General features: G+C 35.8%; 19 protein-coding genes. 5 read left to right on the top strand and 14 right to left on the bottom strand.

Annotation, left to right across the window (positions count from 1 at the left end):
• Positions 1-118: 118 nt before the first annotated feature.
• Positions 119-367: a PepSY domain-containing protein gene (locus NST91_RS11785; RefSeq protein WP_341331287.1), complete on the bottom strand. Its 249-nt coding sequence runs from the start codon at positions 365-367 to the stop codon at positions 119-121.
• 270 nt (positions 368-637) lie between these two features.
• Here NST91_RS11785 and NST91_RS11780 point away from each other — a divergent pair, with 270 nt between their 5' ends.
• Complete coding sequence (locus NST91_RS11780; protein ID WP_341331286.1) at positions 638-1060, top strand: RDD family protein; 423 nt, start codon at positions 638-640, stop codon at positions 1058-1060.
• Between the two features lie 512 nt (positions 1061-1572).
• On the opposite strand, the gene NST91_RS11775 is transcribed toward NST91_RS11780, so the two are convergent.
• The 9 genes from NST91_RS11775 to NST91_RS11735 form a co-directional block, all read right to left on the bottom strand.
• The gene (locus NST91_RS11775; protein ID WP_341331285.1) at positions 1573-2433 is read right to left on the bottom strand and encodes a PhzF family phenazine biosynthesis protein; all 861 of its coding nucleotides are present in this window, start codon (positions 2431-2433) and stop codon (positions 1573-1575) included.
• Positions 2434-2631: 198 nt separating this feature from the next.
• Complete coding sequence (locus NST91_RS11770) at positions 2632-3099, bottom strand: GNAT family N-acetyltransferase (protein WP_341331284.1); 468 nt, start codon at positions 3097-3099, stop codon at positions 2632-2634.
• Positions 3100-3141: 42 nt separating this feature from the next.
• Positions 3142-3543 (bottom strand): YhfM domain-containing protein, encoded by a 402-nt coding sequence (locus NST91_RS11765; protein WP_341333532.1) that lies wholly within the window; start codon positions 3541-3543, stop codon positions 3142-3144.
• Positions 3544-3707: 164 nt separating this feature from the next.
• Positions 3708-4247, bottom strand: coding sequence for a DinB family protein (locus NST91_RS11760; RefSeq protein ID WP_341331283.1), 540 nt, complete (start codon positions 4245-4247; stop codon positions 3708-3710).
• Positions 4248-4399: 152 nt separating this feature from the next.
• Positions 4400-5662: a group II intron reverse transcriptase/maturase gene (gene ltrA, locus NST91_RS11755; protein WP_341333456.1), complete on the bottom strand. Its 1263-nt coding sequence runs from the start codon at positions 5660-5662 to the stop codon at positions 4400-4402.
• Between the two features lie 660 nt (positions 5663-6322).
• Positions 6323-6532 (bottom strand): hypothetical protein, encoded by a 210-nt coding sequence (locus NST91_RS11750; protein WP_341331282.1) that lies wholly within the window; start codon positions 6530-6532, stop codon positions 6323-6325.
• 152 nt (positions 6533-6684) lie between these two features.
• The gene (locus tag NST91_RS11745) at positions 6685-7062 is read right to left on the bottom strand and encodes a hypothetical protein (protein ID WP_341331281.1); all 378 of its coding nucleotides are present in this window, start codon (positions 7060-7062) and stop codon (positions 6685-6687) included.
• A 176-nt stretch (positions 7063-7238) separates the two neighbouring features.
• Positions 7239-7892: a hypothetical protein gene (locus NST91_RS11740; RefSeq protein ID WP_341331280.1), complete on the bottom strand. Its 654-nt coding sequence runs from the start codon at positions 7890-7892 to the stop codon at positions 7239-7241.
• Positions 7876-8403: an RNA polymerase sigma factor gene (locus NST91_RS11735; RefSeq protein WP_341331279.1), complete on the bottom strand. Its 528-nt coding sequence runs from the start codon at positions 8401-8403 to the stop codon at positions 7876-7878. The genes NST91_RS11740 and NST91_RS11735 overlap by 17 nt, the downstream gene beginning before the upstream one ends.
• A 343-nt stretch (positions 8404-8746) precedes the next feature.
• Here NST91_RS11735 and NST91_RS11730 point away from each other — a divergent pair, with 343 nt between their 5' ends.
• Positions 8747-9238, top strand: coding sequence for a DinB family protein (locus NST91_RS11730; RefSeq protein WP_341331278.1), 492 nt, complete (start codon positions 8747-8749; stop codon positions 9236-9238).
• Between the two features lie 221 nt (positions 9239-9459).
• Here NST91_RS11730 and NST91_RS11725 read toward each other — a convergent pair whose 3' ends face one another.
• From NST91_RS11725 to NST91_RS11715, 3 genes are all read right to left on the bottom strand, one after another.
• Positions 9460-10716, bottom strand: a complete 1257-nt coding sequence (locus NST91_RS11725) for a GNAT family N-acetyltransferase (RefSeq protein WP_341331277.1) — start codon at positions 10714-10716, stop codon at positions 9460-9462.
• Positions 10717-10879: 163 nt separating this feature from the next.
• The gene (gene blaI / locus NST91_RS11720; protein WP_121448035.1) at positions 10880-11269 is read right to left on the bottom strand and encodes a penicillinase repressor BlaI; all 390 of its coding nucleotides are present in this window, start codon (positions 11267-11269) and stop codon (positions 10880-10882) included.
• Positions 11270-11329: 60 nt separating this feature from the next.
• Positions 11330-13096, bottom strand: a complete 1767-nt coding sequence (locus NST91_RS11715; protein WP_341331276.1) for a BlaR1 family beta-lactam sensor/signal transducer — start codon at positions 13094-13096, stop codon at positions 11330-11332.
• 400 nt (positions 13097-13496) lie between these two features.
• Between NST91_RS11715 and bla the strand changes: the two genes are divergently transcribed.
• Both bla and NST91_RS11705 read left to right on the top strand, forming a co-directional pair.
• Positions 13497-14348, top strand: a complete 852-nt coding sequence (gene bla / locus NST91_RS11710; RefSeq protein WP_440272505.1) for a class A beta-lactamase — start codon at positions 13497-13499, stop codon at positions 14346-14348.
• A 173-nt stretch (positions 14349-14521) separates the two neighbouring features.
• Positions 14522-16219: a M3 family oligoendopeptidase gene (locus NST91_RS11705; RefSeq protein ID WP_341331274.1), complete on the top strand. Its 1698-nt coding sequence runs from the start codon at positions 14522-14524 to the stop codon at positions 16217-16219.
• A 113-nt stretch (positions 16220-16332) separates the two neighbouring features.
• Here NST91_RS11705 and NST91_RS11700 read toward each other — a convergent pair whose 3' ends face one another.
• Positions 16333-16680, bottom strand: coding sequence for a DUF4260 domain-containing protein (locus NST91_RS11700; RefSeq protein WP_341331273.1), 348 nt, complete (start codon positions 16678-16680; stop codon positions 16333-16335).
• A gap of 451 nt (positions 16681-17131) precedes the next feature.
• On the opposite strand from NST91_RS11700, the gene NST91_RS11695 reads away from it, so the two are divergent.
• Positions 17132-17647, top strand: a complete 516-nt coding sequence (locus NST91_RS11695; RefSeq protein ID WP_341331272.1) for a hypothetical protein — start codon at positions 17132-17134, stop codon at positions 17645-17647.
• Positions 17648-17789: the final 142 nt, after the last annotated feature.

The raw sequence follows: 17789 nt of genomic DNA, 5'->3' as shown, positions 1-17789 counted from the left end.
ACCCAACAACATTCAAAAAGCAAATTTACATCCTCTAAATACTTCACAAACTACAACGTTAATCAAACAAAAATGCGATGCCTAAACATCGCACCCGTTATTTAAGTTATCAGTCGTATTAATCAAAGTCATTTTCTTGATCGACTTTTAGAATTCTCCCTGTTTTTGCAAGAATCTCAACTTCAAATATTCTGTTATCCGGCGTTAAAATAAACACTTCATAAACTAAAACACCATTTTCCAAATCCATATCTACGTGTAGAACTCTCCCAGGTACACGTTTAAGTGCAATTTCTTGAGCTTGTTGCTTCGTAATTCTTTGTCTATACATTGGTATAGAATTATTTGGATAATAATTTTCATACATTGAAGTTATTCCTCCTCATTAAAAGGTCAACATATTTAACCATATGTAGTAGACAAATTATAGGTGCACATAAGAATCTTTCTAAAAGTAACTTGCTCAATCGATAAATTTCCTTTTTTATGAACAGCAGCATATGGCTTAATCAAAACATTTACAGGGACATATACTCGATGATTTTTACTATTATATGGGTTGATCTTATTTTAAGGATGGTAAAAAAAGGTTATCAGAAGTCATTATAGATGAATACAATCTAATGGAGGTGTTTATATGCATAGTACTTTTGAACCTGCTGGGTTTTGGATTCGTCTTGGTGCTTCAATTATTGATGGTTTTGTTGTATTTCTAGTTGTTTTTCTATTTTCACTCATTTTTAACTTTCCGATATATGATGATTCTTGGCAAGATGGCCTGCTAGAATTCTTATATGCTTTATGCTTACCAGTCTTATGGTACGGGTACACAGTTGGAAAGAGGGTATGTGGGATTCGAATTGTGAGGGTTGATGGTGAAAAATTACACATTGGAAATATGCTACTTCGGATTGTAGTAGCAGGGCTAATATACGCCTTGACTTTAGGAATCGGAGCTATTGTTAGTTTAGTAATGGTGGCCGTCCGAGAAGATAAAAGAGCCATCCATGACTTCGTTGCTGGCACATATGTAACCTATAATCCTCCCGAAAGAAAGTAACAGGGGCAGAATATTGCCCCTGTATGAAGTAATTCCTTGTAGTATTTAGATGTCGTTTTAAACTCGTCTTCTCAGAGGTAACATTATCGAAAACCAAACAACAGTCGTAAAATTAATTTAGATAATTATTGACCCGATTCATTTCCTTTTTGAAGTGTTTTTATTAGTTCTACTAAATTATCATTAAATCTAGATATCTCATATTCATTTATTTCATTGTTTTGATTATTGTATGATGTATCTCTGATTGCACTCGAAATATTGAAAAAAGAAAATAATATGCAAATACCTAAAATAACAATTGCACCAGTCAAAGATAATCTTTGTTTTTTTCTGGCTCATCGAATTCCCCCATGGATTACATTCATAGTAATAATTTGTTATTATATTTGATTGTTCTTCTTTTTCCTTCTTAAAACACAATATGCGATTGCCTGTTCAGCAATCGCAACCGGAATTTTATTTTTCTATCAGGTATCGCTATAATTCAATAACATATTAAAGTCTACACATTAAATATTTAGTTTTCCTTCAATACAAGTTACTGCATGACCACCGATTAAGATTTTATCGTTATCCATAAATTGTACTTCAACCCTGCCATTTCTTCCTACACAAAAACCCTGACTTGCTACATAAGTTGGTTCTCCGATAAGTTCATGTTTTTTAACTACTGCTGCCACACAACCATTTCCACTACCGCAAACGGGATCCTCATCTATTCCTTCGTTAGGGGCGAATGAACGAACTTCAACATTAGCTTCAGTATTTCCAGAAGTAAGTCCAAATACAGTTACACCTGTTACACCTGATGGAATTAATGTGGAGAGTTCCGCCATGTCGGGTCGTAAGCTTCTTACTTCTTCTGCATTAGATAATTGTATCGTAATCCAAATTGCGCCAACATCAACCGTTTCACTAACTTTAACACTATTTGAATCGACTCCCAATGCTTTTGCAAGTCTATCTACATCAGCAGATGGTACGCTTTTTAGTTTGGGATTGGGTAATGAGAGAAACAGTTTATCTTCATAAGTAAAAATAGTAACTAACCCGGTCCCACACTCCTGAACTAATCGTCCTTCTATCTTAGGTTTAATACCATGTTGAATCACTGCAAAAGCAGAACCTATCGTTGGGTGTCCCGCAAAAGGAAGTTCACTATTAGGGGTGAAAATGCGCAATCTATAGTCAGCCTGTGGGTCCGTTGGCTTGCATACAAAAGTGGTTTCAGATAGGTTCGTCCAGTTTGCGATTGCTTGCATCTGTTCTGTAGAGAGTTCATTGCCATCTAGTATTACGGCAACTGGATTTCCTCTGAATGGAATCTCTGTAAATACATCAACTTGTTGGAATGGAACTTGATGGTTCATCTTTTTTCCCCTTTCAAACATCACTAAAATTGTGCCTTTCAATCTCTAATACAACTTTTGACTTCTCTATTGAAATCTTTTTTACAAACCGCTATTAAAGTTGAAATAGCAAAGTACTGGTATTATTTTCGGCTAATGAATTCGCTGGTGAAGTTAAAAACTCTCTATAATTTTAGTAGACTAACAAAGTATAATGGCCTAGTCTTTTGACGGGACATATTCCATTGGTTCCGTACTAGAAACATAGCCGTTTTTCTTATAATAATGAATAGAATCTTCGCTTGGCCAAACGATCACAAATTCATAATTGTTTTCGTTAATCCACTTGTTTACCGTACGAAGAATGTCACTTCCAATGCCTTTATTCCGATATTCCGGAACTGTGTATACATTTGTCATGTATGCAAATGGGTATGTTATTCTACCAGGACGGGGTACTTTCTGAATCAATTCTATGTATATATGCGATACAATTTGTCCATTTATCTCTGCAACCCATATAAACCACTGATCACTATTCATTGCTTTCTCTAAAAAAGATTGACATTCCTGTTTAAAATCCTCGAATGATGAGTCTTTTTTACTTTCATCATGCTCAACTGTAAAATCCCATCTCATTCTGATTAATTGAGAAATATCTTTTAGTTCAGCAAGTCTTATATCCAACTTTTCTCCCCCCTCCTGTCAGAGATTACTTCTTACATCAACCTATTCTTGGTCAGCTAATTTTTCGCCAGTAAGGGCTTCAAATAGTTCTGCTGACTTATTCCTGTCTAATTGAACATACTTGTTTCCAGCTTTTATGATCTCTACCTTATCTTTATTAGGGCTTATCCAAAGTTCATACAACACGGCTTTTGCTTCATTATGAAATTGAAAGGCAAATCGGTAATCAGGAGGAAGTGCCATTTGTACCTTTGCTGTTTCCCAATCAACATTATTGATGATCTCCCACACGTTTTGAACTTGTTGATTATTCGTAATCATTTTGAATTCTTCATATATATTTTCAATACCAATACGCTTTTGAACTTCAATGCTCTGTTCTTGATTTGAACAACCCGCTATATAGATTGAAACGAATCCTATTAAAGCGATTAAACACATCATTTTCTTCAAGGCATTTTCCCCTTTTTATGATAAGTCGAAAGGTGTTGGGAAAAGTTGCAAATTTCTCCTCTCTATCAATCAACCATACACTTTACGAGAAGAGCCTTGAAGAAAATGAAAAACTCTTCCCTTACAATCTTTCTTTTAACCAAGATGAATAACCACTATTGTTTATTTTCCTGCTCTTTTAAAATACCTAAATATTCTATCCAAGGACCCACGTCGGTCCTGTATCTCTCAGCCATTACCCTTACAATTTGGGCAATGTGTGTTAGATCATGAACTACCCAAGTTGATAGCAACTCTCTTATCTTAACTGTACCAAATGCAGGGTGTGAGCCCTTCAACTCAAGATGAAGATCAGATTCAATATGAGACCTAAGTTTAGTTATATTTTGCATTCTTATAGCTTTAAACTCCTGCAGCTTTTCATTAATTGACTTTTGAGATTTTTCCTCTAAGTGCGAATATCGATCAAATGGAGGAAAAGGTTTATTGCAGCCTTCTTGAAGAATAAACTCTAGTCTCGGTATCCAATTATTTTTCTCACCCTCAATAAGGTGCTCGATCACTTCAACGGCATTCCAAGTTCCTTCACCTTCATTACACTGCAGCCATCCTTCTGATAAACCAGATAAAAAATACGCCAGTGTTTGTGGTGTTCGTTCTAACACCTCAATAGCTTCTTTCATGTTAAAATGCATATAACTCCTCCTTCACAACAATTTGAAACTTCCATTTGCTATGTGATATCTCTTCAAACATTCCCATTCTTTCAAATCGAGTAGGAGGCGCGTTACCGCGCCGACCTCTCACACCACCGTACGTACCGTTCGGTATACGGCGGTTCGAAAGTTTATGTAATAATTTGATTCAATTGTTTCAGTCCTTGTTTCAACCAGTATTCTTTATTCATAGCTGAATCCAAGACAGGATTATTAGACGTTCTCCAATATCCCTTTCGGGAGTTTGCACATTTCCAAGCAGTTCTTGAGTAGATGCCTAATTTCTTTAGGTTTCGGTATTTGGTTCTCGTTTTCTTCCATTCTTTCCATCGGCAGGCTCTCAATCTTCTTCTGATATGTGCGTCTAATAGATATGTATATCTCTTTATATCAGCGATTTTGAAATAGTTTCCCCACCCTTGAATTAGTCGGTTTATCTTTTGAATGCGATACTCCATACTTACTCCCCAATTGCGGTTTGTAAGTTTCTTTAGCTTACCTTCAAACCTTTGTTTAGATTTCTTTGGCACGTACACCCTGACTTTTCCCTTACTTCGGTAGAAACTCATCCCTAAGAATATACGTGCTAAGGGCTTTCCCACCGCACTTTTCTCTTCATTCACCTTGAGTTTTAGCTTCTTTTCTATGAAGTCGGTTATTCCGCTTTTAACTCGTTCACCAGCTTTTTGACTCTTCACGTATATGTTGCAGTCATCGGCGTAACGGACAAATTTATGCCCTCGTTTTTCAAGTTCTTTATCCAACTCATTTAAGATGACATTGCTAAGTAGTGGACTAAGTGGTCCTCCTTGTGGAGTACCTTCTTTATTTACAGACACAACACCATGTTCCAAGACTCCTGCTTGTAAGTACCGACGTATAAGTTTTAATGTCGGTTTATCAGTAATGGTCTTAGCTACGATAGACATTAATTTATCGTGTTGTACTTTATCAAAGAATTTTTCTAGGTCCATATCTACAACATATTGGTACCCATCTTCGATGTATAATCTAGCTTGCTCAATAGCCTGATGAGCACTCTTATTAGGCCTAAATCCATAGCTATGAGGGCTAAATTGTTTCTCGAAAATTGGGGTCAGCACCTGAATAATTCCTTGCTGGATAACTCGATCGGTTACTGTAGGGATTCCTAAATTACGCTTACCACCGTTAGGTTTTGGGATTTCTACCCTTCTAACTGCTCGAGGTTTGTATTGCCCATCCCGTATAAGTCGAATGATTTCTTGTCCGTGTTCTTTCAAATAAAGGCGAGTAGCTTCTATATCTTTCTCATCGACTCCTGCTGCTCCTTTGTTTCTCTTTACCTTCTGAAAGGCTCGATTCATGTTCTCTCGGCTTATGATTCTCTCAATTAATTCGTTATTATATTCCATATCGTTCCCATGTTCTTGACTTTGCACAAAGAGAACTCCACTCTACAATAGAGTTCGTCGGTTTCCGCCCTTCTAGCTCTAATGTAGTCTTACGATTGGCTGTGTCTTCGTTCCTTTGTAAAGTAGTCTAACATGGCCACTCCTTTCGTTCCGTCCTTCTCAACCGCAAGGTTGATACTATGACATCAGCTGACTTCTCTTGATTCAGCTACTTATCACTAAGTGGGTTCCTTTCCAGGATACCAAGAGACCTCCCAGGGTAAGTTCATTCACTTTCTCCTCATATATCTGCCACATTTATTTACGGTTCATCTGGGGATATTTTGGACTTTGTTTTGTTTTGCAAACTCGTCCTGAAACGTAAACCTCAAATGTGATTCGTGTACCTCAGACCGAGGATTTGCCTTGGGCTTCCTTCAGATTCCGCGTCGCCACGGACACCCTTGCCTTTGGCTAATGGTTCGCATATCCCAACGCCCATAGCGGACTCTCACCGCCAAGTTAATGAACATGCCTGGCACACAAAAAATGCTATACCCTTATCAAAGTAAAGCAGCCGTTCCTTTACGTACATTTTTACAAAGATAGCACAAGTAGATATTGCTTATAAGCAATATATTTGTACTTCATATAACATTCTTATATCCAGAATCTTTTAAGTTATAATATCGTTTCCAAATATTCACATCTATCAAGCGCTTGCATTTCTGTTTTAAAGCCATTTTCAAGTATTTCATCACGATAACAGATACACCATTGATTTGAATTATCTACCCATACAACTTTAATGTAATCCCATTTAGAAAGACCTTCCTTGACTGTCATATTATAAAAAATATCATCCCATTCATGAATATCTAATCTTTTCATAATGAAATTTATCCTCCAATTTTTTTATTTTATATAAAGTTCGATAATTTCTTAGTTTTATCCTCCTTCTATCTTGTAGCTATTTCTGTTCACTACCAATCTTAACATTGAGAAATCTTCGATATTGAACATTGGATTCGTTAATGGTCTACTTAACCATTCATCGCAGTTATCAAAAAACAGAGACCCGTAATTAAAGATAATGGTGTCATTACAAGCCTTTCTTTTTTACTCTTTGAAAAAGCATTCATGACTGTATTTAGGAATAAATAAAATGCAAAAAAATAACAGACTCCTTTTGCAAAGGGTGCTATTAAACTTATCGAAATTATTTGACCAACTTGTAGGATAAACATGATTGCAATCAATTGAATAAGAACAGAAATTAAACAAGCAATTCGCATTTGCTTTGGCATTATTTTATATTTTCCGCCCATTGCAAGATCTCCATAAGGCAACCCCAAAGCTAATAATACGTACAAAATAGCCGCTGCCAGAAAAGCAATACTTCCAATCCATGCTGTTAACACAGTATCCCCCCTTCCCCATAACTGCTCCTCACTGCTTCTACTCATATTTATGCATGACTTTTTATCTCATTCCTGCTTCGAAGTTGAAGAAACAAAACTGCGGACCAAGAACTTGCCCCCATTTTTTTGTTTCATTTTCCTCGTCGATCTTTTTTTCGATAAGAACCAATGCTTAACTATAAACTTTCATAATTAAATTGTTCAGCTATTTTGAGTAGTTCATCCCTATCGCCTTTGTCGTTGTGACCTGCAACAAATTGAACATAATAAACATAACTTTCGGTTAATACATATAACTTGTAGCTTCCAACTTTTGCATCAGGTACTGGCTCTTGTAATACAGCCCGCTGATTTGAGATAGTGATTTCTTTTGTAGTATAAGAGAGTGAAGGATATTTCGGATGATTCATAAAGACTGCTATCGCGTTATCTACAGAACCCCACTCATTTTCTTGTGTGTGTATTGTTATTTCTCTCCCACTCGGAGTTTTAAACTGAACTTGATGTAATTGCTCTAATTGACTTTGGAGTTCGGGTATTTCTTCATCAGCAATTGTATGTAATTCTTCGCCTGCAGGTAAAGTAGATAAATCCATAGTATTTAACTTCCCAGTTAACTGCCCGGCCAAAAGAAATACAAACATTGATATCAAAGCAAAAGTAGTGAATAGAACAAATCCCTTTTGAAGCTGTGACCTTCTTTTTCCCTTTTTTATATCCTTGATTATCCTTTGACGGATTTTTAGAGTACGCTCCATCTTCCATTCCATCTCATACTCTAGCTTTTGCAGTGAGCGGTCTAAAGAAATCGTTTCATTTTGTTTGTTCATACACAAACCCCTCCTTAGAAAGTTGTTTTTCCAGTGCTGGGAGTGCTCGATTAAGCGTAGACTTTACTTTACTTTCAGTCCAGTCAAGAATCTTAGACGTTTCCTCAATTGAAAAACCCTTAATCTTTCGTAAAATGATAACCTCTCGATAGGATTCCTTCAGGTTAGCCAAAGCTTCGTAAAGTTCAAGTGAACTCTCCTTCATTTGGACAATTTGTTCTGGTAAGGGATTTGGATCCTTTTTAGAAGTAAATACTTCCTTAAATAATCGAATTGGTTTCTGTTTTCTGATATAATCGATTGTTACATTGTGGGCTACACTAAACAGCCATGTTTTTACGCTGGAGTCCCTTTTGAATGTGTGGTGATACTTATATGCTTTCACAAACGTTTCATGAGTAAGGTCCTCCGCTTGTTGATAGTCCTTCACCATTAATAGGATAAATTTGAAGATCGTTTGATTGAATTGCGTGTACCATTCCACAATTTCATTTTCTCTGTAATCATGCACTGTTCTCTTCCTTTCTACTTCTTTATAAAAATTGACTCAATGTTTAGACGTTTAATACTTTAAAAAGTTGTGAAGTTTTGTAAAATTTTATTAAATCAATTGGATATGCTTAAAAAGTGCCTTACTCCTTCTTGGAATTCAACAAAAAGTTCCTATCTTCCTGCAACATTACTCTTAAACTGAACTGCTTCCTTAACAAAAGGCTGCCGTGGCAACCCAATCTCTAAACAGTTGTTCTTTCCCTGTTAACACAACATATATTAAAATTGGTTTAAGGTTTTACGAATTAGAATTCTGAACACAAGGATCATCAATAATGAGATTAAATTGGAGGGAATACAATATGGATGTACGGACGCTTTTACAACAACAATGGGCAAGCTGTCTGGATAAAGAGGACTGGTTTCCACCACTTGAAAAAGTGCTTGAGAATATTTCTTTCGAACAGGCAATTTGGAAGCCAGTAGAAGGGGCACATTCCATTTGGGAATTACTTAGTCATATACTTTTCTATGAAAAGAGAATTCTGTTGCGATTTCTGGATGAAACAGAGAATGAACCACAGGCTGAAAATAATGAATCAACCTTTCGATTACCAACCGAAACGTTAGACAATTGGAATGAAACAAAACAAGAATATTTTTCCGTTCATCGTGAGCTTGAAAAAATCCTAGCAACATCAGAACAAGAAGATTTGTATAGAGAGATTCCAAGAGAAGATCATTCATTAGTCATTGAACTTAAGAGTTTAGCTATGCACGACGCCTATCATATTGGGCAAATAGTATTCCTAAGTAAATTACAAGGAGCATGGGCTGACAAACGCAGTTTTTAAAATTTCCATTTGCATTACAGCGGCGGCTCTAATGGAATAAGGACGGGAACGCCTAATTTAGGCGTCCCCAATTTCATCCTATAATAAAATATCAAATTCGAGTGTTTGACTCCCTACAGTTCCACCACCATCCATATATCATGGGTATTCTAATTGAAAGAAACACTCTTAGATTCAGACTAAATTACATTTATTTTATAAACTACTTGGGGCACTTCCGATCAAAAAGCCGTGATACATAGAGGTTTTTGCATATTTGCAAATAAATGATCAAGTCGCTTTACCTGGTCCGTATGATTCACAATTACACGGCCAAAGTTGAATAGTTTCTTAAAAGAAACAGCCCCCATTAATAATGAGGACAAATCTGATATTTCAATAGATAGGTCAACTTCTGCCTTTTCTTTAGGAGATAGAGTTGCTTTTCCTTCTCTGAATTTTATTACCACTCGTCTACTATTCTCTTTTATAAAACTATCAATAATGTTTAACCCTACTGTTATCGTTTCATTATTAAAAGGATATGCACCTAAATTTTCGATGAACTTTTCGATATTAATAATTCGGTACATTAAACCTACCCCAGCCCGATTCGTTTCATGATATACACTTGGAATCAAACGATCGGATCCATTTCTAGGATCTTCGACTAGGTATTCTATGTCATCATCTTGCGTAGTTAGCTCAATTCGATGAATTTGATCGCTCTGGCTATTAAAGAACGCAGATAAGCATAATAATGCTTGTGAACTTTGGTAAATCAGTTCTTTTATCACCATATTATTATGAACAAAATTCGTTTCACTCATTTTTTTAAATGAAAATACGGTATAGCCTTCCAGTTTATCTCCATTCATATAACCAATCAATTTATTATCTGGATTTTTGAATATCCCTTCGATTTCATTTGCAGTTTTCAATATCATTCCGTGTGTTTCGCTTGCATATTGATTATAGCAATCTTCTATTAACTCTTTATGTGTCACATCAAGGTTAATAAGACCTTCTTTTGTCCCACTTGCTGGAAAACTAGATGGCTTAATATGGTATTGATTCATCTTCGTTCCATAGCCAAAGCCCATTTTTCTATAAAAATCGGGTCTAAATGGATAAAGTGCAACGAGTGCAACATCTCGCTGAACAAAGTGCTTTATAAAATATTGAATTAATTCTTTAGCAACTTTTTCTTTCTTATGAAGTAAGTCAACGGCCACTAATCCTACTCCGCCTATATCTATTGTTCTGGAGTGTACATTCATCTTAAAATAATGAATTCTCATGCCACCTACTAATTTACACTCACGAAAAATTCCATAAAATTCAATCGAACTTACTTTTTCCTGTTGAGAAATGAGCATGGTGGAATATCGCTCTTTGAACTCGGCCGTATTCTGCATCGTTCCAGGATAAGCATTTACAACGATATCAACAAAAGCTGGAATCTCAGTAAAGTCTAATTTTCTAATTACACTATTCATATGTACACATCCTTATCTACACCTATTATCAAGTTGGAAATTCCTATTTAGTCATAACCACATTTTAATATATTCCAATTATAAAAATAAAATAATAGTAAATTTCTATACGATTTTGACAAAAAATGCATAAAAAAAGAATACCACTATAAAATGGCATTCTTTAATTGGTTTGCTTTTTCTTCTTAGGATCCAAAATGGAACGTAATTCCTGTATATCCTCTTCTGATAATGAGTCTTCCTTTATAAACTGGACCAACATTGATTTCAGTGCCCCACCATAAATTCGTTTAACAAAAGATTCCGCCTCCGCATGCTGGCATTCATCTTGCGAATAAAGTGGGAAAAAGGTATAAATTCTTTTTTCTTTATTTACACCTACTACACTTTTTTTGACAAGTCGATCAAGCAGGGTACGTATGGTTTTTGGTTTCCAATCTGTCCGTTCTTGAAGGCTAGAAATCACTTCATTGGCTGTTAGTGGCGTCTTTTCCCAAAGTACCGTCATAATTTCCCATTCAGACTCTGAGATAGTAGGTATTTTTTTAGACACTCAGTTCCACCTCCTTTGTCGTTCAAAAGATGATACTAACATCTTTTAATCAAGTTTTACTTAATAGATTCCCTTTTCGTGCAAAATGGATAACGTTATTTCTGCCGCCTTTTTTCCGGTGGCATTATCTTCATGTTGTATATTGGTTGCAAAGAAATACGTATTTTGCCCTTTCTCTACATATCCGATGAACCAACCGTTTATTTCATTGCCATTAACAGTTCCTGTTCCCGTTTTACCAGAAAGAATCTCCTTATTTTTTTCCTCAAGCTTAATTGCATCTTTAACAGTCTGGAAGTTTTTTTCCTTAAACCCTAGTTGATTTGTATACAAATCTTTTAATAGCTGGACCTGTTCCACTGGAGAAATTTTTAATGATGATTCTAGCCAGTATTGATTGATTCCCCCAGACATGTCAGCATTCCCATAATTGATCTGCTTAAGATATGAATAGATACTCTCTGCCTGATTTCTTTGATCCAACTCCTGAAAATACCATGTCACTGAATTTTTCATGGCCGTTGTTACAGTTTGTTCTGAATTCCAAGAATCAAAGGGATACTTTGTGCCATCCCATTTTATCGTAGAATTTTCATCAGAAATCAGATTAGACTCCAGTCCAATTAATGCACTATAAATCTTGTAAGTAGAATTCGGTGATACTCTCAAGGTGCTTTTGTCTTTATTATATATTTGATATTGATCAGCCTGGAGATCATATAAGACAAAGCTTCCATCATAGCCAGTAAAATGCTCACTAAGATCCATATAAAGGGTATTTTCATTTTCAAAATCATAATGATTGTTATCTTGAGCCATTGCAGAAATGAATGGAACCTGACTAATAACCAATACTCCTAAAATCGTAATAATCACTGTGCTTTTCAGCTTCAAAATCTTTGATTCTTTTGTAAATGAAGCAATTCGCTTTATGCGACTTTTGATTTGTTTTTTGGAGCCATTAAATTGATTGGCTAACTTAACGGTTCTCTGACTTGAAACTTTATCGATAAAATTGATGATTGTTAGCCCATATTGTCTATGACACTTTTCATCTAAGGAACTTAAAACTGCATGGTCACAAGCAATCTCACGATCTAATCTCATTTTTCGAAACGCAATCCAAATGATTGGATTGAACCAGTAAATGATTTGAAAAATGACAATCAAGTAATTCGTTGCGATATCTTTTGATTTATAGTGGTTAAGCTCATGCAAAAATATATACTTGATTTCGTCTAAAGTCAGCCATTCGTTAAAATTAGCAGGCATTACGACATAATTTCTAAAAAGACCAAATGTCATCGGGGATTTGACATGCCTTGATTCTCCTACAACTACAAGTCCCGTTATATTTAATTGTTTTTTGCACTGTTCAAACAAAAACTGCACATCTTTATTTTTCAAAGAGTCTGTTGTTCTCTTAATCTTCCTTACATCAAGCCATGCTTTTACTGCAAAAAATGTCATGACTAGCATCCCTGCGATCCATATGCTGGCTGTCATGATATTAAGATATTCAAAGTTCGTCCGGTTAACTGATACGGAATAGTCCTGTTTCCAATTTGAGTTTTGAACTTCCTCCGTAATCACAATCGAAGGGATTCTTCCGTTACTCTCGTTGACCTCCAAAGCCATATTGGAAAGTTCAAAAGGTAATAATTGAAACGGAATAAAAGGCAGTAACAATGCAATCAACAATAAAAACCATATACAATATTGCCCTTTTGCAGATAATTGCTTTTTGAATATGCTCCGCACAAACAAGATGCCGATAACCGTTAAGGAAGATACAGTTAAACAGATGATAAAGTATGTAAAAAACATCTTATTTTCATCTCCCTATCTCTGCCCGTTGCTTTCTACCTAAAGGGCAAAATCTTTCATAACTATATCCCTTTTCCCAGAATTACAACTGTAATATTCAAATGATATCACGCTAGTTGAAGTTTATCAATCTCCTCCTTCTAGTTAAATGTTCTACTTCTTGGGAATTTTTATTCTTTTAAAAAATGGGTTGACCACATTTGATTACAATTGTAGTATTGTATTACACGTGTAATCAAAATCACAGAAAGGTGGATGCTCCTTCGAATCAACTCTATTAATTCTTTAGATTTATCATTTATTAGGAAAGAGGTTATTCATTTTGAAGAAAATAACGAATACATTATTCAAACTACATACATTTAAAGGCACTCTACTTCTATCTCTGTTTATTCTAGTCATGTTAGCTGGTTGCTCCGATTCAGCAACTTCTACAGCCTCCCCATCGGAAACAAATAAAGAGAAAGAAACTACTACAGATGAGGAGTTCACACAACTTGAAAGCAAGTTCGACGCCCGCCTCGGGGTTTATGCATATGATACTGAAACAGAAAAGAGTGTCGTCTATCGAGAAGATGAGAAGTTTGCTTTCGCTTCCACTTACAAGGCGCTTGCTGCAGGTGCAATGCTTCAACAGAAATCGATAAACGAACTTGACGAAATTATCACTTACACAAAAGATGAATTAGTCACTTATTCACCAGTCACAGAAAAACATGTGGATACAGGAATGTCATTGAAGGATATTGCGGAGGCTGCTATCCGTTACAGCGACAATACAGCTGGGAATCTACTATTCAATGAAATCGGAGGTCCTGTAGGATTTGAAACAGCGCTAAGGGAGATTGGCGATATGGTTACAGAGTCTGACCGTTTTGAGCCTGATTTGAACTTTACAGTTCCGGGAAACTCTCGTGACACAAGTACACCGAGAGCACTTGCACAAAGTCTACAAACATTCGTGGTTAGTGACATTCTTCCCTCAGAGAAGCGAGCACTCATGACCGATTGGCTAGTCGGGAACACCACTGGAGATACATTAATCCGTGCTGGTGTACCTGAAGGCTGGGTCGTTGGTGATAAAAGCGGGGCAGCAAGTTACGGAACACGTAATGATATTGCCATTGTTTGGCCACCTGAACGTGATCCAATTCTTATCGCCATTCTATCTGACCGTAGTTCAGAGGACGCAACATATGATGATACCCTAATTGCGGAGGCTACGAAAATCGTAGTAGAAGCTTTAAAATAAAATGAATTCAACGGGGCAACTGGTTTAAGTACTGGTTGCTCCATTTTCCTTATTGTAAATACTTTCCCCTTGAATATATTTTTTTTATAAAAAACAAGGTAAGAACAAGGATTCGATACTATATTTATAGAATATACTTATAGATATACATATAAAGGGAAGGTGAATTAACCATGACACAAGATATTCGTCATAGTTATTATAAAGAATTAATTGATTTAAAAGATGTAGAATTGATAGAAGCACAATTTCAAAGTTTACTTGATGTTTCAATCAATTCTGTTTCTGACCTTGTAAAGTGGTTAGAAGATGAAAAGAATTTAACAATTAAGATTGCAGAGGCAATAACAGGTCACCAAGTAGACTTCTACCGAAACACCGAGGATGAAGAAATTAAAGCAACGTATCTTCACGATCAGCAAGTCATTCATCCACTTTTCATGAAATATGAAGCAAAATTAAATGAGAAGGTCTGTGAGTCTCCATTCTTTAATCAATTAGATGATAAGCGCTACGGCTTAATGCGACGAGTTCGCGAATCCAAAGTGAAACTGTTCAGAGAAGAAAATATTCCATTAATGGTAAGAGAACAAGAACTCTGTACAAAGTACAGTGAAATTATGGGAGGATTAACAGTTGAATGGGAGGGTGAAGAAAAGCCTTTTCCATTTATCCAATCCCAGCTCGACTCTCTTGACAGAAGCATTCGAGAAAAAGCGTATTACAAGATAGGTTCTGCATTTCGTCAAATTAAACCGGATATGGATGCCATCATGGACGAACTCATTCAATTGCGCCATCAAATCGCATTAAATGCCGGTTATGAAAATTATCGTGATTATATGTTTGTAGCCAAGAATCGTGAGTATAGTGTCCAAGATTGTTATGACTTTCATGAAAATGTAGAAAAACACATTATCCCAGCTTGGAATCGACTTGCCAATGTATTTAAATCAAAGCTTGGTGTCGATACTTATCGCCCTTGGGATAACACCGCGAAATTGATGAAAAAACCACCATACGCTGAGGTATCGACTCTTATGGATGGTGTTTCTGAAATGTTAGGAAAGACAGATCCCTATTTTTCAGAACGTTTCGATTACATGAGAGAAAATGGATTATTAGATCTTGGAGATCGAAAAGGAAAAAGTCCAGGTGGTTTTTGTACCTCCTTACCTGTTTCAGGAGATACCTTTGTATTTGCGAACTTTAGCCCGTCCTTTTTCTCTTTAATTGCATTAATCCATGAAATGGGACATGCGGTGAATGGGTACCTTCAATTTTCTGAACATGGACCTACTGAAGACTACCAACAGCGAATGGAAGTAGCTGAACTGTATTCTCATGGGATGGAATTGCTCTTATTGGATAAGCTAGATCGTTTTTATCCAGATGAAGAGGATTTTCACAGTGCACAGCGTGAAGAGTTAAGACGCGCATTTACAATGTTATATGGACCATTATCAGGGGACCTCTTCCAGCATTGGATGTATACGAACCCTACCCACACAGCCAAAGAGCGTGACGAAAAATACTTTGAAATCTCAAAACGTTATGGCTTAAACCCTGTTGATACTTCTGGACTAGAGGAAGAAATTGGGATGAGTTGGATTGGCACCCTTCATTATTTCGAAGTACCTTTCTATAATATTGAATACTCTATCTCGATGTTAGGTGCTTTAGAATTACTTGAGAATTATCAGAAAGACCCTAATCAAACGGTTGAAGCCTTCAAAAAAGGTGCAAGTGCGGACTACAATCAATCAATCGCAGCTATTTATAAAGAAACTGGAGTCAATTTTGACTTTTCAGAGCCGGCAGTTAAACGAATGGGTGAATTCTTAGAAAAAGTCATTCAAGATATTCGTTAACAAAGTGAACCACGTAAACAAACTTCACCCTGCAAAAAGGGCTTAGAGAGAACTTCCTCTCTAAACCCTTTTTTATGAAATGATTGTACTAAAGCTGCCAGTTTATATAACACTTAAACTCTATTTAAATGTGTATCTTTGAAATTAGTTGAATATTTCAAGCCGTACCCAAGTGCTCTATCCATCCCTATATGAGCTGACCAAATTAACCCCACTGCCAACACGAATTGATTCGTTAGGAGTAAACCTACTATTACCATCATAATCGACACACTATAAGTATGAAAAATATTATAACATTTTGCACCAACATTATTGTTAAACATATAGCCGATCATTGAAATATCAGGTGCAAACAATAAAATTAAAAACATCCACCAACTGTACTCATTATACGAATAAAGATATATACTTAACACGAAAACTGCTAGCCCTTCAATGTGTAACATCATTTTATTCATCTCTGTGTATCCCCTCACTCTTTAAAGCAGTCATTTCATATTTTATTAAATAAAGTAATTATTCATTCTCATTACTGCTCGTTACCTCAAGAATATAATTTCATAAAGTATACGTTAAACTGTTCCATTCATAACTCCTTCTTCTATTTTATTATTTAGAGAGCTCCGAGAAAACAGTACATGAGTGCAAAGATAAAAATAAATGTTAATACTGGTCCTAATACATCTTGTCTATGGGTACTTTTTCCGGACTTTAAATTTTTTAAAAAAGTAGTAAAATTAATAAACCACAAAACACCTAATAACGGTATGACAACCAAAAGCGTAATTAACATAGGATTCATTCCCACCTTCCCAAACGGTAAAGCGCTACTTATTATTGTTGAAAGATCTTTGATAGAATGTTAATCTCAAAGCAAAGTATATGTATATTTTATAAGGGGCTAATGCCATGCCTAAAATTTCTCTTGCTGAAGCTGTGAAATTAAAGAGCGTACTATCCAAAAGAATACATGAATTAGAAGAAGAAATGGATCGTCTAGCTTTTATTGACATTGAAAAAGGAAATAAGATTCCAAAACAAGTCCGTACATTAACTGATGTCGAACAAGATATTGAAGAAGTTCGAAAAGACGTTCGATTACTTGACAAACTCATATATAAAGCGAATATTGAAAACGAAATCATTTTTAATGATGAAGAATTAACAATTGTTGAAGCAATAGAACTCGCTACCCAGTTACGTGCAAAAGCTCGTAAATATAAGGTATATGGCACAGCGCCTAAAGAGGAGTTTTCTTATTCTTATAGTGAGGGTGTACCTCTAGTTAAAGTTGCGATGTTTGATCCAGAAGTATACCGGTTAAAAGGTTTAGAAATTGATCGTCAAGCTAATCGACTATCTAATCTAATTAATGCCAAAAACTACTCCATACAATTAAATTTTGATAGTGAAAAGTATTTCTAAACCTTGAAGTGGTGAGACTCCTCTTCAAGGCATAGAAGGAGATGTTCTTGTGAACTCACGTACAATTGTAATGGCAATCGGCAAACCAATAATCCAATTACCATTTACATATTTACCTGTTACCGATTACCCTCTCTAGCAA

This window comes from Ferdinandcohnia sp. FSL W7-1320, assembly GCF_038050315.1.
Taxonomy (GTDB): Bacteria; Bacillota; Bacilli; order Bacillales; family Bacillaceae_L; genus Ferdinandcohnia; species Ferdinandcohnia aciditolerans.
Note: the sequence above shows the minus strand (reverse complement) of the source record. Positions and strands in the feature narration are given on the sequence as shown.

Bases quoted from the DNA above. Each gene is read 5' to 3' on its own strand.
- NST91_RS11750 (WP_341331282.1), bottom strand. From the start codon at position 6,532: ATGAAAAGATTAGATATTCATGAATGGGATGATATTTTTTATAATATG.
- bla (WP_440272505.1), top strand. From the start codon at position 13,497: ATGTTAGCTGGTTGCTCCGATTCAGCAACTTCTACAGCCTCCCCATCG.
- NST91_RS11725 (WP_341331277.1), bottom strand. From the start codon at position 10,716: ATGAATAGTGTAATTAGAAAATTAGACTTTACTGAGATTCCAGCTTTT.
- NST91_RS11730 (WP_341331278.1), top strand. From the start codon at position 8,747: ATGGATGTACGGACGCTTTTACAACAACAATGGGCAAGCTGTCTGGAT.
- NST91_RS11705 (WP_341331274.1), top strand. From the start codon at position 14,522: ATGACACAAGATATTCGTCATAGTTATTATAAAGAATTAATTGATTTA.
- NST91_RS11740 (WP_341331280.1), bottom strand. From the start codon at position 7,892: ATGAACAAACAAAATGAAACGATTTCTTTAGACCGCTCACTGCAAAAG.
- NST91_RS11695 (WP_341331272.1), top strand. From the start codon at position 17,132: ATGCCTAAAATTTCTCTTGCTGAAGCTGTGAAATTAAAGAGCGTACTA.
- NST91_RS11765 (WP_341333532.1), bottom strand. From the start codon at position 3,543: ATGATGTGTTTAATCGCTTTAATAGGATTCGTTTCAATCTATATAGCG.
- NST91_RS11780 (WP_341331286.1), top strand. From the start codon at position 638: ATGCATAGTACTTTTGAACCTGCTGGGTTTTGGATTCGTCTTGGTGCT.
- NST91_RS11760 (WP_341331283.1), bottom strand. From the start codon at position 4,247: ATGCATTTTAACATGAAAGAAGCTATTGAGGTGTTAGAACGAACACCA.
- NST91_RS11785 (WP_341331287.1), bottom strand. From the start codon at position 367: ATGTATGAAAATTATTATCCAAATAATTCTATACCAATGTATAGACAA.
- NST91_RS11700 (WP_341331273.1), bottom strand. From the start codon at position 16,680: ATGAATAAAATGATGTTACACATTGAAGGGCTAGCAGTTTTCGTGTTA.
- ltrA (WP_341333456.1), bottom strand. From the start codon at position 5,662: ATGGAATATAATAACGAATTAATTGAGAGAATCATAAGCCGAGAGAAC.
- NST91_RS11715 (WP_341331276.1), bottom strand. From the start codon at position 13,096: ATGTTTTTTACATACTTTATCATCTGTTTAACTGTATCTTCCTTAACG.
- NST91_RS11775 (WP_341331285.1), bottom strand. From the start codon at position 2,433: ATGAACCATCAAGTTCCATTCCAACAAGTTGATGTATTTACAGAGATT.